This window comes from Methylobacterium sp. 88A, from assembly GCF_000376345.1.
GTDB lineage: Bacteria > Pseudomonadota > Alphaproteobacteria > Rhizobiales > Beijerinckiaceae > Methylobacterium > Methylobacterium bullatum.
Genome location: NZ_AQVT01000001.1, coordinates 3,529,440 through 3,545,534 on the forward strand (window position 1 = coordinate 3,529,440; position 16,095 = coordinate 3,545,534).

Here is a 16,095-nt window from a genome sequence, read left to right on the forward strand (position 1 = left end):
GTCAGAGCAGGTGGGGCTCGGCGCGGAACCGGCAGGCGGGATCATGCGGAAGGGTGTCCACGAAGTCAGTCCGGGGCCGCTCGCCCGCGACCTCGGCATAGACGTCCATGATCTGGCGGCCGACCGCCGTCCAGGAATAGACGCGGCGGCACTCGTCGAGCCCATCCAGGGCGAGACGCCGGCGCAAAGGCTCGTCCTCGATGACGCGCTGGAGCGCATCGGCGAGGGCTTCCACGTCGCCGGGCTGGACCAGCAATCCGTTCTCACCGTCGCGCAAGCAGTCGGACACGCCCACCGCATGGGTCGAGACCACGGCAAGCCCCGCAGCCATGGCCTCCAGGATGGTGTTGGAAAAGCCCTCGGCATAGGTCGGCGAAACGAAGACGTCCGCCTGCCGGTAGAGGTCGGGCACGGTGTGGTAATCCGCGTAGCCCGTGAAGCGGATCTCGGCCTCGGAAAAGTTCAGCTCTGCCGCACGGGCCTTCGAGGAATCCACGTCGGGCCCGATGCCGGAGACGATCGTCTCGAACGGAACCCCGCGCGAACGCAGCAGGCCGAGCGCGTCGATGAAGTCGAGGACGCCTTTCCGGCGGTCGACCCGGCCGTGATAGAACAGCCGCACCGGCCCCGCATGCCCGGCGACACCAGGCGTGAAGCGCGCCGTGTCGACAGCGCCGGGCACGATGGTGAAGCGGTCCGGGTCGGAGCCCAGCCGGTCGCAGACCTCCTCCACGAAGGAGCGGCCGCCGATGAGGAGGGCGTTGGCATGGGCCAGCACCTCGCACATGGCGACGCGATGGGTCTCGCAGCAGGACCCGACCCAATGGCCGTCACCGCCCTGGATCGAGACGACGTTGGGAACGCCGATCCGCTTCGAGGCGAGCAGCGTCGCCCAGCCGGTTGGATAGCCGTATTGGGCGTGGAGAAGATCGAAGGGCTTAAGCGCGTGCTCGGCCACGACGGTCTCCACCATCGTCTCGATGTCGCGCTCGAAATCGCCGTTCGTCTGCTCGCCGACCTGTTCGAGGCCGATGACGCGCACACCCGGCACGGATGGCGGCGGGCCACCGCCATAGACGCGGGTGCCGAATTCGTCGCCCCGGTACTGGCTGATCATGGTCACGTCGTGGCCGGCATCCACGAGTTCACGCAGCAGATTCTGCGCGTACACGCTCATGCCGGAAATCGCCGGAAAGTAGCGGCGGCTGACGAAGCAGATCCTCACGCGTTCACCTCTGCCTTGTGGTTGCGGCAGGTCCGCAGATAATCCAGCGATCTCGGCACCATGACGTCGGCGCGGTGGCTCTCGCGGGAGAGTTCGACGCAGACGAGGCGCTGGAAGCCGATGGCGTCGAGGGCATCGAGCACACCGGCGACCTCCATGTCGCCCTCACCGAAGGGCAGGTGGATATGCTCGCCCCGCGCCATGTCCTCGATGGCGACGGTGCCGATGACGTCGGCGAATTCCGCCACGGCCAACGCCGGATCGCGCTCGCCGGTCACGAGGCAATGGCCGGTATCGAGGGCAAGCCTCAAGCCTTCGATGTTCAAGGCGGTGAAATCGTCCAGGGTCTCCACCAGCATGCCGGGTTCCGGCTCGAGGCAGGCGACGATGCCCTGCTCACGGGCATAAGCCACGATCTCGGCGACGCCATCGCCGAGCCAGAGGCGGGCCTCGTCCCGGTCGATGCCGGATCTCGGAACGCCGGCCCAAAACGACACCGCCTCCGAATGCAGGATCACGGCGATGTCCACCGCCCGCTTGAGGAACCCGATGCGCCGGGCGCGCCCGGAAGCGTCCGCGCTCACGAGGGTCGGCTCGTGCTTCGCCCTTGGGTCGAGGAGGAAACGGGCACCGGTCTCGATGACGCTGCCGAGGCCCAGCCGTTGCAGCCGGCTCGACACGCGCTGGGCCTCCTGGGCCCAGTTCTCGGCGAACGGATCGAGATGGTGGATGTCGAGGGTCAGTGCCACGCCCTGGTAGCCGGCATCGGCGATGAGTTCGATGGCGTCGTCCAGGCGATGGTTGGCCGTGCCGTTGGTGTTGTAGGCGAAACGAAGGGTCATGCCGCCCTCCCCTGCTGTTCGAGGCGGAACGGCGCGTGATGCGATTCCGGCTCACGGTAAAGCGGGTAATGCCGCCCGACGATCTCGTCGGCCAGGGCCACGTCGAAGAGCGGCTGGCCACCGAGACGATCGAGCGCTTCGGGGGTGAGACGCACGGGGAGCTTCGTCTCGCTGGCCTCACCGAACGTGATCAGCGGATGGTCCCGCTCGATCAGTTTGGCGGCGTTGCGCTCGCCGATGCGGTGATAGCTCATCGTCTCGACTTCCAGCCCCGGTACGATCGCCTTGACCACACCGACGCTGCCGCCTGGCGGAGAGCAATCGACGTAGAGAACGTCGAACCCGGCCTCTTCGAGGCGCTCGCGGGCGATCCGTCCACGGGCATGGCCGTCGGGGGCCTCCGTCGTCGGCAGGTCCGTGAACGCCTTGGTGCTGCGCTCGGAATAGACCGTGTCCTTCAGAACGTCGCGCAGCCCCTCCGGCGGCAGGACGATCCATTCGAGCATGGCTTTCAGGGCGCGGCTCTCCTCCAGATCGAGGCTCGGCAGAGCCTTCTGGATGAAGGCGTTGACGTAGCCCGGCGGCGTCACCCGTTCGGCGAAGGAAAGTGGGCCGTGGCCGAAGGCCTTGCGCACGCGGGCCGCCTGAAATTCGAGGAGCGCCTTGCGCAGGGCCCGCTCGCGGTCCGGATCACAGGCCTCGCCGCAGGCGGAGAGGGCCACGGGGACCGGAGCGTCGGCGGGGTTCCGGTCGTGACCGACGACGTAGATGTTGGTGAGACCGAACTGGTCGGTGGCGAATTTCGGCAGCGCCCGGATGCCGAGATCGTCGAGACGGGCGAGCATCGCCCTGTTTTCCGGGCCGATCCCGTCGAGATCGAGCATCACGCCCTGGTCGAGGGCGCGGAACAGGAGGCCGTTACCGTCGCGCTGGAGCAGTTCGAGCAGGCCGTGGCCGAGGGCGAACTCCACATCCGGCCCGGCGCCGAGGCCGTTGGTGATGAGGTTGGTGAAGGGCTTGTAGCCCTCCGACAGTTCGAAATAGTCCGTGGCCGCGATGTCGAGGGGCATCAGAACGGTCTCGCCCGTGCGCGCCCGGACGCTCGGTGTCCATTCGAGCACCGTGTCGCGGCCAACCGAGGAGCCGGCGGGCAGACACAGGGTGAGCGGATCGGCGACTGAACCAATGCCGAAGACCTTGGTCAGGTCGTGGTAGGAGCCTCGCTCCTTCTTGCGCGGCATGACCGCCAGCGATGGCATCAGGTTCTCGGCGATTTCGGCGACCGCGCCGATCAGCGCCTCGTCGTCGGTGGCGCCGTAGCCGATACCGCTCGGCATGGCGCCGACGAAGAACGGATCGTCGAGGAACAGCGAGACGAACCAGACAGGGATGCCGGTCCGGTCGAGTGGGGCCAGGGGGAAGCCGACGATGCGCCCCTTCGGCAGGATGTCGAGATAGGCGCGCACGGGCTCGGGCAGCGACGCGGGCAGCCCCTCGATAACCCGTGGGCCGCCATAGGTGTAGGGCCGGGGAGACTTGATGCGCGGGTCGCGCGCCCGGGCGTCCTGATCGTGTTCGCTCATGTCGGTCGTCCCTCAGTTCAGGATAGTCCCACCCATCGACCTCATCCTGAGGTGCCGCAGCGTCGCTTCGGCCTCGAAGGAGGCCTCCGGGACCGAGAGCGATCGCTGGAAGTCTCCTTCGAGGCTGCTTCGCAGCACCTCAGGATGAGATCCGGGGTGGGAAGCAAGTAGGCGTCACGGTCCGCATTCTAGTCCTCGACGACCCGAGCGGTCCGGCAACCTTCGTAAGCCCGCGCCAGGAGCCGCATCGTGTGAAGGTCGCGCTCGGCACTGTAGGCGTCGCGCTCGGCGGGCCGGCGCAGGGCGGAGCCGAAGGCGCGGACCTGTTCGAGGAAGGGCGAGGCCTCTGCGTCGAAGGAGAGGGCTTGCGCCTGCCCGCTGACACCGTCGGTGAAGCTGAGCGTGCCGCCCGCCACCTGCCCCATCGTGTCGATGGCGGTGAGTGCCCCCTTGGTGCCGATCACTTCCAGGCGGCGGCGCGGCAGCGCATCAGGGCAATTATAGGCGACGTGCAGGTTGGCGAGGATGCCGGAGCCGGTACGGCCGATGAGAAGCGCGCCGTCGTCGACAGCGTAATCCTGCGCCCTCGCCTGCGTCAGCGCGGCGATGTCCTCGATCGACTCGTCGAGGAGGAAATCAACGAGGTCGATGCCGTGGGGTGCCAGATCCATCAGCGCGCCGCCGCCCGCTTTGAGCGGGTCGATGCGCCAATTGTCCTGTCCGGCGAAGGACGTCCAGGCGCGGTCGAGCCAACAGGCATAGACAATGCGGATGGTGGTAACGGCGCCGATGCGGCCCTGACGGATCGCGTCGCGCATGACCCGGTGCGCCGGGTGATGGCGCTGGTCAAAGGCGGTGCCGTAGAAGATGCCGCCTTTGCCAACCGCAGCGACCATCGCCTCGGCGTCGGAGAGCGAGGCCGCCATCGGCTTTTCGCAGAGCACCGCCTTGCCCGATGCGGCGAGGGCCTCCACCGCCTCTCGGTGGAGGTGGTTCGGGGTCGCCACGTAGACCGCCTCGACCTCCGGCTCCAAGAGCAGACCGGCGATGTCGGCATGAGCGCGAGCGCCTTCCGCCTCGGCGGCAGCGCGCGATGCCTCTCCGGGATCGGACACGGCAACGAGCCGATGCCCTGCGCCGCGGATGCCGGGCGCCATGTAATCACGCGCGACCCAGCCGTAGCCGACGATGCCCCAACCGATGGAATCGCCCATCACCAGCGCTCCGGCAGGTCGACGAACTCGCGGCGACGGACACGGTCCTCGTGGGGCGATTGCTCGCCGCCGACCCAATCGAGGAACTCGGGTCCGTCCGAATGCAACGGATAGGTCACCCGGGACGCGTATTCCGACTCGTAGCGTTCGGAGGGCCAAGCGACGGTGTAGCCGCCCACCGGGTCGGGCTCATAGAGCGGGTTAAGGCGAAGCGACGTTCCCTCGGTCGGCCAGGTCAGACCATCGAGGATGGCGCGCGGGGCTGGCCTCATTCCGGCGCCGGCGACCACGGAGAACGCCTCCACATGTCGCAGGTCGGCCGGGCGCCGTGGCGACGGCGCGCGCTTCTCGACGAGGGCGCGGGTGAGTTCGTCGTCATCGTAGACGAGCGCGTCCGGAAACAGCTCCTCGATCTCGTCCGCCGAGACCGCACGACCGGCCGAGAAGCCCGGCCGCTCGGAATTGTGGATGTGGCTGAGAACGAGCCAGCCATCGTCGCCGGCATTCTGGCGGAGGCATTCGAGCACGGCCGGCTTGTCGTCGAGGAAGTAGAACGCGTCGTTGCAGACGACGAGATCCACCGGCGCACCCGGGATCGGCCAATGCGGCGAACCGGCGTCGAAACAGACGAACTGCGCCGTCTCGCCGACGACCCAATGGCGCGCCACCCAAAGCTTGGCGAAGACGACGTCGGCGCCCGCTACTTTGACGCCGCGCGCCTGGATTTCGCGCAGATAATGGCCGATGCCGCAGGCGAATTCGAAGACGCAGAGGGGGTCGTTCCAATGCGCCTCAAGGAGCGTCAGCCCGGCCAGGAAGGTCGGGTCGGTCCAGCGATGCAGGAAGTAGTCGCCGACTCGGCCCCAGCCGAGAAGACGCACGGCGTCCCGCAGACTGGCCTTGCTCCGGTCGCGGACGAGGGCATGGAGGTCCAGGGGATCGGCCGGCGGGCCGGTCCACCAATCGTCCTGATCGGCGAGCAGACCTTCCAGGGCGAGATCGTCCTGGCCGTTGTCGAGCAGGGCGAGCGTGGATTCGACGAGGTCGTCGCGCCCGGTCCGGAGGTAAGGAATGCCGTCCACGACGGGCCAGCGCGCATTCGTCTCCACATCGCGGAGGGAATGCGGCGTGTCGGCTTTGAGCGCGTGCCCCGTGTGAGGGGAGAGGAGGTCGAATGGAATCATGACACGCGGCCCATCCTGCCGCTGCAAACCATCACGGGATTCGCATGTCCCTGAGGACACGGTCGTGGAAGCCCTTCACCGGGCCGGCATGGACCAGCTCCATGTCGTCGAGCACGGTCGTCATGGTCAGGGACGCAGCCTTAAGGTGCTGGGAAATCTGAAGAACCCGGTCGATGCAATCGGCCGCGTGGAAGGCGCGACCCTCAGCCGTCGCATCGTCGGGCAGGACGGCGCGCGCCCGCTCAACGGTCTCGCGCAAGGGGGCGTCCAACTCGTCGAGAGCCCATTGCGCGGTCCGCGCCATGATCGGAGCGAGGTGGTCGCCGAGCAGCATTTCGCCGGTGAAACCGGCATCGGGCATTGCCGCGTTGTGGAAGTGGTGGCTCATGGCCGCCAGGAAGACGAGGGTGGGGTCGGCCCGGTAGAACGGGCTCAGGACGACCCCGTAGACCGCCACCATCAGGCAATGTTCGGCATGGTTTTCCGGCGGTTCGAGCAGGATGCGAGGCTTGCCGGGACAGGTCACGCCGGCGCGCGGCTGGTGGCTCAGTGCCGCCACGAAACCCGGTAACGGACCGCCATGAACCACCCCGTTCGTGCGCAACGCGACGGCCATACGCCGTTTCAGCTCGGGGTCGACCGTGGCGGTGACGGCGTCGAGTCCGGACGTCAGAACGTCGCCGATTTCCACCTCGCCGAGACCGGTGGAGGCGAGGAAAGCGGCGTCGAGGTCGCAGAGCCGGGAGGCCGCGAGCGCCTTGGCGGTGATGTCGATGGCGACCGTCTCGGGATCGGCGCCACCGGTCAGGGCCGACCAGCCTTGCGCGAACAGCCGCTCGGCGATGGAGCCGATGCGCCCGGCCGAATGCACGCGCTTGAGGTCGTTGAGTTCGACGAACAACTCGCGCAAGGCGAAGGGGGCGGCCATGCCGCCCCCTGTATCGGACGAGGTCATTGCTGGCCGCCGAGCCACTCGAGCAGCATGTGCTGCTGCTTACCGAAATCGTGCTCCGGTCCATGGCCGTTGGCGACCATGGGCGCCTTGAAGAACGAGGACAGTTGCTCCTGCGGGCCGCTCTCGCCGCGCTTCTTGGCGAGGTCGAGCACGCGGGCGATCTCGATCACCAGGGGTGCGGCCAGGATGGAATCCTTGCAGAGAAAGTTGACCTTGATCTGCATCCGCTGACCGAGGAAACCGGTGACGTCGATATTGTCCCAGGCTTCCTTATCGTCGCCACGCGGACGGTAATAGTGGATGTGGACCAGATGGTCCTCGACCGGATACCCGAGGATCGAATCCAGCACCGTACCCTTGGTGTTGAGCTTCGACTGGAGCGAATCCTTGTCGTTCAGGGCGAGACCGTCGCGGTTGCCGAGGATGTTGGTGGAGAACCAACCATCCACGTGCAGGGCGCGGGCCTTGAGGGCCGGCGCCAGGACGGTCTTCATCATGGTCTGGCCGGTCTTGCCGTCCTTGCCCGCCAACGGTACGCCGTTCTCGCGGGCGAGTTCGAGCAGGGCCGGAATGTCGGCGGCCACGCTCGGGGTGAAGTTGGCGTAAGGCACGCCGCTCTGGATCGCCGCATAGGCGTAGAGCATCGCCGGGCTGATCGCCTCGTCGCTGGAATCGAGACCCTTCTCGAAAGCGTCGCGGGAGTTCAGTGCGGGCGCATCCAGGTTGGGCCAACGTTCCGTGGAGGCGAGGTTGATCACGACGACCTCGTCGAGATTGCTCTCCAGCCGAAAACGACGAAGGTCGTTCGCGATGACGGAGACGGCCTCGCGGTGATCGGCGGCGACGATGCGGTTGGCACCCTCGATGTTCTTGCAGAACTTGGCGCTGCCGACAGCCGGCCAGGGCTTGATGCCCTTGAGTACCTGGGCGCCGTTCTCGATATCCTGCTTGGTGAGCACGCCGTGGCCGGTGGCGGCCGAGGCGAGATCGTCGTCGTTGAGATCCCAGCCGCCGAAAACGAGATCCTTGTAATCGGCCAATCCGGCAACCGAGAGGCCTGCGAGAGGCAACCCGTCGAGGCGGTTCGATCCGGATTTGATCATCTCGATGCCGGCGATGGCGGTGGTGGCGACAGCGCCACCCATACCGACGAAGGCAACGCCGACGCGGCGACCGGTCTGCATGCTCATTGGAAAAAGGCTTCCTTCAATGGGTCCATCGGGGCGCGTCTCGTCGATGTTTCGAAATCGCCCTCTGGGACCATCGTAACTGGGCTACGGAGCCTTCGTTCCAACCCCGGCCAGAATGCCTTTTTGACGCGGCCTCTCTGAACCGCGTCCGAACGATTACTTAAAATATCGTTAAATCATAGCCTTAACCGTTCCTTAAGCGTGCCACGCTTGAATCACGGAGCTGTCCCAATGTGGTCACAGCTCCCAGCGAGATGTCCGCTCGCTGAACTGATCGAAGCCGCGTCCTAGAACGCCGCGGCACGAACAAGGAACAATGATGGGGCTTTTCCCGGAGCCGGCGCACCGCGCCGACGACGCGTGCCGTCTCGTGCCTAACGAGACCCTGGATCGTGACGAGACGGTGGCTTGGCTGAAGCCCGGTTCCCTTCACGGCAGGAAAAAGGCATGCACCACGGTATCGGCCAAACTCACTGTCGCGAAGATCGCAATCGGCCTGCTGCTCGGCTCAGGTTTGCCACAGAGCGCACTGGCGCCGGCAGCGACCGCCCATGACCGCATCGACATCCGCGCCTACGTCGCCAACGATTTCGCGGCGGCCACCATCGACAAACCCACGGATTGGGATGGGGTTCCCCTCCTCGACCAGGAACCTGCGACGGCCAGCCTGATCGAGAACGACCTCGCCTCTCTTCCCCAGAGCCGCGAGAGCGACGGCCGGGACGTGCTTCGGTTCGGCGACATGAATGTCCCGCGCGACATCGTCGAGACGATCCTGAAGGCGTCGTCCGAAACCGGGGTCGATCCGGTCTACATGATGGCGCTGGCCGACAAGGAATCGAGCTTCTCGACCACCGTGAAGGCATCGACCTCTTCGGCCGAGGGGCTGTTCCAGTTCCTGTCCGCCACCTGGCTCGAACTGCTGCGAACCTATGGCGCCCGCTACGGCTATGAGACCGAGGCCAACGCCATCACCGGCCGCGGCAGCGCCATCACGATTCAGGACGAAGCCACCCGCACCCGCGTGCTGCGCCTTCGGCAGGACCCCTATGTGGCAGCCCTCATGGCCGGCGAACTGATCAAGCGCGACCGCGCCCGCATTGAGCAGCGTATCGGCCGCGAACTGAAGACGTCAGAACTCTATCTCGCCCATTTCCTCGGGACGTCGAGCGCCGGCAAGTTCCTGACGCTGAGCGACGACAACCCGGACCTCGTGGCCAAGCAGGCTTTCCGCGCCGCAGCCCGCGCCAACCGCAGCCTCTTCACCGCGAAGGACGGCAAGCACCGCCGCAGCCTCACCGTCGCGGAAGTCCGCGAGCGCCTCGGCGACATGATCGACCGCCGGCTCGACCAGTATGAAGGCGTCACCGCCCTGGTCGGTACCCAGGACGTCACCCCGGGGACGAACAGCGATCCGAGCCAGGCTTCGGCCCTCCTCGATGCCAGCCTGCGCGTTTCGGCCCCGACCCAGCGGATGCAGGTGACCGAGGCTTTGCCGAGAGAGTAGAGCTTCGGAGGAGATTCGGCGCTCGGGCTGCACGGGACCAAAGGGCGTGACGATGCCGCTTCCGGCATGGCGTCCACGGTTCTTTCCGGTCTAGAACCGCCAAATCAGCGCCGACGGTAAGCCGACGGGACCTGCACTCCTGGATGACGACCGGCGGCCGATGACAGATCAAGAACCGGAACGGCCGAAGGCCCCTGACGTGCCGGATGCCCGAACCGCCGCCCGCGAAGCCGGGCAGGCGGCACGTGTCCTGTTCAGGCATCTCGGCTTCCTCCTCGCCACGGCCTTACGCGGCCTGGCGCGGGGCTCGCTTTCGACGGGGCGCGCTGCGAGGCGGATGCTCGGCACCCTCGGTTCGAGGCTCAGTGCGCGCGCCGCCTCCGCGCGGACGAGCGACACGGGCACTCCGCCTGCGGCAGGGATCGCTCCGGCGGCGCAGACGCCACAATCGGGCTGGCGCGGCCGTCTGCGGCAACGGCCCTACCTCGCCGCCGGTCTCGCGGCCCTCGCCCTGCCGCTGGTCTTCGTCGCTTGCCTCGTCCTCTACAGTTTCGCGACCCTGCCCCCGCTCGGCGGGGTGGTGCCGGAAGGCGGCCAGCGCGCCCTCACGGTGGAGGCGGATGACGGGAGGGTCTTCGCCACGCGCGGCGCCTTCCAGGGCCAGAAGCTCACGGCGGCCGACATGCCCGCTCATCTCGCCCAGGCGGTGGTCTCCATCGAGGACCGGCGCTTCTACTCGCATTGGGGGGTCGACCCGCGCGGGCTGGTGCGGGCGCTCTGGCGCAACACCGTGAGCGGCGGCGTGCGCGAGGGCGCGTCCACCATCACGCAGCAATATGTGCGGCTCACCTCCCTCACCCAGGAGAAGACGCTGCGCCGAAAGATCCAGGAGGCGTTCCTGGCCCTGCGCGTGGAGAGCACGATGTCGAAGGAGGAGATCCTTCTCGGCTATCTCAACACCGCCTATTTCGGGGCCGGCGCCTATGGGATCGACGCCGCGTCCCGGCGCTATTTCGGCAAGGGCGCGAAGGCGCTGACGCTGCCCGAGGCGGCGATGCTGGCGGGCCTCGTCCGGGCGCCGTCGCAATTGGCGCCGACGCGCAACTTCGGCGGCGCCAAGGAGCGGGCCGACATCGTGCTGCAGACCATGGTCGAGACCGGCGCGATCACCGCCGCCGAGGCCGACAAGGCACGCGCCGAGACGATCACCCTGCGCACCCCGCCGGAGACGCCGCCGGGCACCAACTACTTCCTCGACATGGTGTCGGCGGACGCCAAGCGCCTCTCCGACACGGCCGGCGACGTCACGCTGCGCACGACCCTCAACCTCGATTTGCAGAGCCTGGCGGAGGGCGTCATCGCCCGGCGGCTCGATGCGGAAGGGGCCAAGAAGAAGGCGAGCCAGGGCGCCATGGTCGTCCTGAACAAGGAGGGCGCGATCCTCGCCATGGTGGGCGGGCGCGATTACGAGGACAGCCAGTTCAACCGGGCGACCCAGGCCAAGCGCCAGGCCGGGTCGCTGTTCAAGCTGTTCGTCTACCTCACCGCCTATGAGAAGGGCCTCTCGCCGGAGACGGTGCTGGTGGACCGGCCGATCCAGATCGGCGATTGGGAGCCGCAGAATGCCAGCGGCCGTTTCCGGGGCGCGGTCCCCCTTCGCACCGCCTTCGCGCAATCGATCAACACCATCGCCGCGCAACTGGCCGACGAGATCGGCATGGCCTCCGTGATCGAGACCGCGCGCAAGCTCGGCGTCACCTCCGACCTTCCCAACGTCCCGAGCCTCGCCCTCGGCTCGGCTGAAGTCTCCCTGCTGGAGATGACACGGGCCTATGCCGGCGTGCTGGCGAGCGCCCAGCCCCTCGACACCTACGGCGTCCATGCCATTCGCGGCCCCGGCCCAGACCCGCTCTACCTGCGCCCCGACGCCAAACCGACGACGCCGCTGCCGGGCGAGAGCCGCGCGATGATGCTCGATTCGCTTCAGGCCGTGGTGGATAGCGGAACCGGGCGCGCGGCGCGGATCACCAACCTCGCGGTGGGCGGCAAGACCGGGACGACGCAGGATTACCGCGATGCCTGGTTCGTCGGCGTGACCCCGGACCTCGTCGTCGGCGTCTGGGTCGGCAACGACGACAATTCCTCCATGAACAAGGTCGGCGGCGGCGACCTGCCGGCGGCGATCTTCAAGGATTTTACCCAGCGCGCCACGATCCAGATGGCGTCACGGCGCAAGCGCCCCTCGGCCGCCCGCGCCGAGCCGGCCCCCGCCGCCAAGGAGACCAGTGCGGCCGGGGCGTTGCGCGGCGTGCCGGAGGTGATCGATACCGGCACTCTCTCGTTCCGTGGCCGGACGGTGCGCCTGCTGGGCGTCGATGGCGAGCGCGGCGCCCTGGCGCGCCAACTCGCCCGCTATCTGCGCCGGCGCGAAGTCGTCTGTGCCCCGGCGGCCGGCGAGGCGACCGACGAGGCGCAGCCCGCGGGCCTGCGCTGCCAGATCGACGGCGACGACCTCGCCTCCCTCATCCTCACGGCCGGCGGTGCCCGCGCGTCGGAGGATGCCCCGTCGGACCTTCTGGCGGCGGAGGAGCAGGCCCGGTCCGAGCGGGCCGGTTTGTGGCGGCGCGAGCGGTAGGTTCGTTCGCCCGCCATTGACAAGCGACCATGCCTCACCCATTTGTGCAGCACACTACATGATAGTAAGCTGCACAAATGACCCGTGATCGACAGAGGATCGCGACGGAGTTTTCCTTCGCGCTCAACGCCGCCGCCAACCGTATGGTGCGGCTGCACAAGCCGTTCCTCGAGCCGCTTGGGCTGACATTCTCGCAGTACCTCGTCGCCCTCGAATTGATGAACGGCTCGCCGCTGTCCGTAGGCGAGTTATGTGTCCGCCTCGACATGGAGACGGGCACCCTGACGCCTCTGCTCAAGCGGCTGGAGGCCGCCGGCGTGGTGACGCGGACACGTGACGCGTCCGACGAACGCCGGGTTCTGATCGATCTGACCCCGCATGGCCGGGCCATGGAAGACGCGCTTCGCGGCATCCCCGACAAGATCCGGACGGCGTGCCAGCTGACCCCTGACGGCCTCGAAGCGCTTCGGCGCACGCTCGACGGACTCGCGCGCCCGATCACCGCCCCCTGAGGGGCCATCCATCCAACTGCAAAGGAACCAGACATGAAGATCGGCGTCATCGGCACCGGCAACATCGGCGGCACGCTCGCCCGCAAGCTCAGCGCGGCAGGGCACGAGGTCCGCGTCGCGAATTCGAAGGGCCCCGACGGCGTGCGCGCCTTCGCCGAGGAGATCGGCGCGACTCCCGCCGATGCCCACGGTGCCATCGCGGGCGCGGACCTCGTGATCCTGTCGATTCCGTTCCCCGCCGTGGCGCAGTTGCCGAAGGACCTGTTCGACGGCCTGCCCGAGGCGACCCCCATCGTCGACACGGGCAACTACTATCCCGGCCTGCGCGATCCGCAGATCGCGGAACTCGACGCCGGGAAGACGGAGAGCGTCTGGGTGTCGGAACAGATCGGCCGTCCGATCATCAAGGCGTTCAACAACATCCTCGCCGACTCGCTCGCCGAACTCGGTCGTCCCGCGGGAGCGCCCGATCGGATCGCCGTCGCCGTGGCCGGCGACGACGATGCCGCGAAGCGGACCGTGATGGGCATCGTGGACCAGGTCGGCTTCGATCCGGTGGATGGGGGGTCGCTGGCGGAATCCTGGCGTCAGCAGCCCGCCACCCCGAGTTATTGCTGCGATTACGATGCGGAGACGATGCACAAGGCCCTGCTCGCCGCAGTGAAGGGAGAGGCGCAAAAGACCTTGATCCGGGTCTACGGCCTCATGGGAAAGCTCGGTCCCAACCCCAGCCATGCCGACATCATCGCCATGAACCGTTCGGTGCATTCCGGCAATTGAGAGCTGACAACGCGAAACCTAGGATAGTTCGATATGAAGATTGGTATACTCGGCAGCGGGTTCATCGGCGGTACCCTGGCCAAGACACTCAGCGCCGCTGGGCATCGCGTAAAGGTCGCGAATTCGCGTGATCCGCGCACCATCGATGCCGACGTGCTGTCCACCGGAGCGCAGGCGGTGACGAAGGAGGATGCGGTCGCGGATGCCGACGTGGTCATCCTCTCGATCCCCTTCTGCGGCATCACCGCCCTCGCGCCGTTGCTCGCCGGACTGCCCGCCGAGACCGTGGTGATCGATACCTCGAACTACATTCCCGCGCGTGACGAGCGGATCGAGGCGATCGAGAACGGTCAGGCGGACAGCGCCTGGGTCGCCGAGCGCCTCGGTCGTCCCATCGCGAAGGCGTGGAACTCGATCTACTCCGTGACCCTGAAGGAGATGGGCCGTCCCGCCGGCCACCCGGAGCGCATCGCCGCCCCCGTGGCAGCCGACCGCGACCGGGACCGGGAGGTGACGATGGCGCTCGTCGAAGACTCGGGCTTCGACGCCTATGATGCAGGCACACTCGCGGATTCCTGGCGGCAACAGACCGGCTCACCCTGCTACTGCACCGAGGTGACGCTGGCAGACCTGCCCGAAGCACTGGCAGCCGCCGATCTGGCCCGCTCGCGCAGGCGGCGGGACCTGATGTTCGCTGTCTACCAGGAGCGGTTCGAGCTCGGGACCAATCCGGGCCGGGACTTCATCGTCGGTCTCTCCAGAATACTGAACGCCGCATAGAGCGGCCTACCGGAACGGCGGTTCGTCGAAGCTGCGCAGCTTGCGCGAATGCAGGCCGTTCCGGTCGGCGCGGAGGATATCGAGGGCGGACAGGCCGATGAGCAGGTGCTCGGCCACTGCCCGCTCATAGAAGGCGTTGGCCGCGCCCGGCAGCTTAATCTCGCCGTGGAGCGGCTTGTCGGAGACGCAGAGGAGCGTGCCGTAGGGAACCCGCAGGCGGTAGCCTTGTGCCGCGATGGTGCCGCTCTCCATGTCGACGCCGATGGCGCGGGACAGGTTGATCCGCCGCCGCTCCTGGCTGAAGCGGAGCTCCCAGTTGCGGTCGTCGTAGGTCACCACCGTGCCCGTGCGCAGGCGCCGCTTCAGGTCGTCGCTGGTCTCGCCGGTGACGCTGGCGGCTGCGGCCTGGAGCGCGAGCTGGACTTCGGCCAGGGCCGGCACCGGCACGTCCGGCGGAACCAGCTCGTCGAGGATACGATCCCGGCGCAGATAGCCATGGGCGAGGACGTAATCGCCGATGGTCTGCGACTGCCGCAACCCGCCGCAATGGCCGACCATGAGCCAGCAATGCGGACGCAGAACCGCGAGATGGTCGGTGATCGTCTTGGCGTTGGAGGGGCCGACGCCGATGTTGACCAGCGTCGTGCCCTGCATCGACCCGTCGGGGCCGCGCGCGACGAGGTGATAGGCCGGCATCTGGAACTTGTGCCAGGGCGAGGCGGCGATGAGGGCCGCCGGATCGATGCCCGCCGCCTCCTCCCGCGAGACGGTGATGCCGCCGGGCAGGATCATGCGCTCGTAGCCGTCCCTGCCGCTGGCCAGCTGCTCCAAGCCGTGCCGGATGAAGCCGTCGACGTAGCGATGGTAGTTCGTGAGCAGGATCCACGGCTGGACGTCGCGCCAGTCGCAGCCGGTGTAATGGACGAGACGGCGCAGGGAGTAATCGACCCGGATCGCGTCGAACAGCGCCAGGGGCTTCGGCTCTTCGACCGGTGCCACCCAGAGGCCGTCGGCGATCTCGTCTCCCACCACCGAGAGCAGCGGGACGGGGAAGTAAGTGGCTAGATCGCGCGGCGTGATCCCGCTGCCCGAGAGGTTGGCGCCCGGCTCCAGCACATAGGGATAGGGGATCTCCTGCGCGCTCAATCCGACTTCGAGGGTCGCACCGTAATCCCGGATCAGGGGCGTCAGCTGCTCCAGCAGGTACGGCCGGAAATGCGCCGGCTGCGTCACCGTGGTGGCGTAGGTGCCGGGAGACTGGAACTTCGCCGTCGCGCGGGAAAAACGCGGGATCGGCCCGGACGGGTGATAGGTGATCCGCAACTCGGGATAGCGGAACTGAAGCCGCTCGGCATGGTCGGGCGCGGCGCCTCCGTCGAGATAGCGGGTCAGGGCGGTCTGGAGCGACTGGATCGCACCCGCGTAGAGAGCGGCGAGGCGGTCGACGGCGGTCTCGGCATCGCCCACGGATTCCATCGGGCGCCATTCGCTGGTGGTCACGCTCTCTCCTTGGGAAGGCTTCGGCCCGAAGGCCGGCGGTGCCGCCGACGGCTATATGCAAGAATCTATACCGCACCGGCGCCCGATGGAACGATGCGGCCCGCATGGCGGCTCGCTGTCGACCGGCTTGCGCACGGGGGCGAGTTGTCCGACATGCTCGCTTCGAACGGCTCGGGGGTCTTCCGGGC

The 16,095-nt window shown here is 67.5% G+C and carries 13 protein-coding genes; 5 read left to right on the forward strand and 8 right to left on the reverse strand.

Translation table 11 applies throughout. The features are described 5' to 3' along the window. Position 1: 1 nt before the first annotated feature. From A3OM_RS0116895 to A3OM_RS0116930, 7 genes are all read right to left on the reverse strand, one after another. Positions 2 to 1,225 carry a glycosyltransferase family 4 protein gene (locus A3OM_RS0116895; protein ID WP_018044951.1) on the reverse strand — a complete coding sequence of 408 codons (1,224 nt, stop codon included), beginning with the start codon at positions 1,223 to 1,225 and terminating at the stop codon, positions 2 to 4. Then, on the reverse strand, positions 1,222 to 2,067 hold the full coding sequence (locus A3OM_RS0116900; protein WP_018044952.1) for a sugar phosphate isomerase/epimerase family protein: 846 nt from the start codon (positions 2,065 to 2,067) through the stop codon (positions 1,222 to 1,224). The genes A3OM_RS0116895 and A3OM_RS0116900 overlap by 4 nt, the downstream gene beginning before the upstream one ends. After that, on the reverse strand, positions 2,064 to 3,650 hold the full coding sequence (locus A3OM_RS0116905) for a YcaO-like family protein (RefSeq protein WP_018044953.1): 1,587 nt from the start codon (positions 3,648 to 3,650) through the stop codon (positions 2,064 to 2,066). The genes A3OM_RS0116900 and A3OM_RS0116905 overlap by 4 nt, the downstream gene beginning before the upstream one ends. Positions 3,651 to 3,838: 188 nt before the next feature. After that, entirely contained in the window at positions 3,839 to 4,864 is a 1,026-nt protein-coding gene (locus A3OM_RS0116915; RefSeq protein ID WP_018044955.1) for a Gfo/Idh/MocA family oxidoreductase, read from the reverse strand. Continuing rightward, positions 4,864 to 6,048: a methyltransferase domain-containing protein gene (locus A3OM_RS0116920; protein ID WP_018044956.1), complete on the reverse strand. Its 1,185-nt coding sequence runs from the start codon at positions 6,046 to 6,048 to the stop codon at positions 4,864 to 4,866. Before A3OM_RS0116920 ends, A3OM_RS0116915 begins: the two co-directional genes overlap by 1 nt. Before the next feature lie 31 nt (positions 6,049 to 6,079). Beyond that, positions 6,080 to 6,976, reverse strand: coding sequence for a hypothetical protein (locus A3OM_RS0116925; protein WP_018044957.1), 897 nt, complete (start codon positions 6,974 to 6,976; stop codon positions 6,080 to 6,082). A 23-nt stretch (positions 6,977 to 6,999) separates the two neighbouring features. Then, on the reverse strand, positions 7,000 to 8,193 hold the full coding sequence (locus tag A3OM_RS0116930) for an inositol-3-phosphate synthase (RefSeq protein ID WP_018044958.1): 1,194 nt from the start codon (positions 8,191 to 8,193) through the stop codon (positions 7,000 to 7,002). Positions 8,194 to 8,509: 316 nt separating this feature from the next. Here A3OM_RS0116930 and A3OM_RS0116935 point away from each other — a divergent pair, with 316 nt between their 5' ends. The 5 genes from A3OM_RS0116935 to A3OM_RS0116955 all read left to right on the forward strand — a co-directional run bounded on the left by A3OM_RS0116935 (position 8,510) and on the right by A3OM_RS0116955 (position 14,407). Continuing rightward, positions 8,510 to 9,700 carry a transglycosylase SLT domain-containing protein gene (locus A3OM_RS0116935; RefSeq protein WP_018044959.1) on the forward strand — a complete coding sequence of 397 codons (1,191 nt, stop codon included), beginning with the start codon at positions 8,510 to 8,512 and terminating at the stop codon, positions 9,698 to 9,700. Between the two features lie 160 nt (positions 9,701 to 9,860). Further along, positions 9,861 to 12,335: a PBP1A family penicillin-binding protein gene (locus A3OM_RS0116940; RefSeq protein ID WP_018044960.1), complete on the forward strand. Its 2,475-nt coding sequence runs from the start codon at positions 9,861 to 9,863 to the stop codon at positions 12,333 to 12,335. Between the two features lie 77 nt (positions 12,336 to 12,412). Further along, positions 12,413 to 12,847: a MarR family transcriptional regulator gene (locus A3OM_RS0116945; protein WP_018044961.1), complete on the forward strand. Its 435-nt coding sequence runs from the start codon at positions 12,413 to 12,415 to the stop codon at positions 12,845 to 12,847. A gap of 6 nt (positions 12,848 to 12,853) precedes the next feature. Further along, positions 12,854 to 13,627 carry an NADPH-dependent F420 reductase gene (locus A3OM_RS0116950; RefSeq protein ID WP_274533760.1) on the forward strand — a complete coding sequence of 258 codons (774 nt, stop codon included), beginning with the start codon at positions 12,854 to 12,856 and terminating at the stop codon, positions 13,625 to 13,627. 33 nt (positions 13,628 to 13,660) lie between these two features. Beyond that, positions 13,661 to 14,407, forward strand: a complete 747-nt coding sequence (locus A3OM_RS0116955; RefSeq protein WP_018044963.1) for an NAD(P)-binding domain-containing protein — start codon at positions 13,661 to 13,663, stop codon at positions 14,405 to 14,407. A gap of 6 nt (positions 14,408 to 14,413) precedes the next feature. Here the strand turns inward: A3OM_RS0116955 and A3OM_RS0116960 are convergent, their stop codons facing one another. Beyond that, a complete protein-coding gene (locus A3OM_RS0116960) occupies positions 14,414 to 15,883 on the reverse strand; it encodes an AMP nucleosidase (protein ID WP_026176131.1) in 1,470 nt (489 codons plus the stop codon). Positions 15,884 to 16,095: the final 212 nt, after the last annotated feature.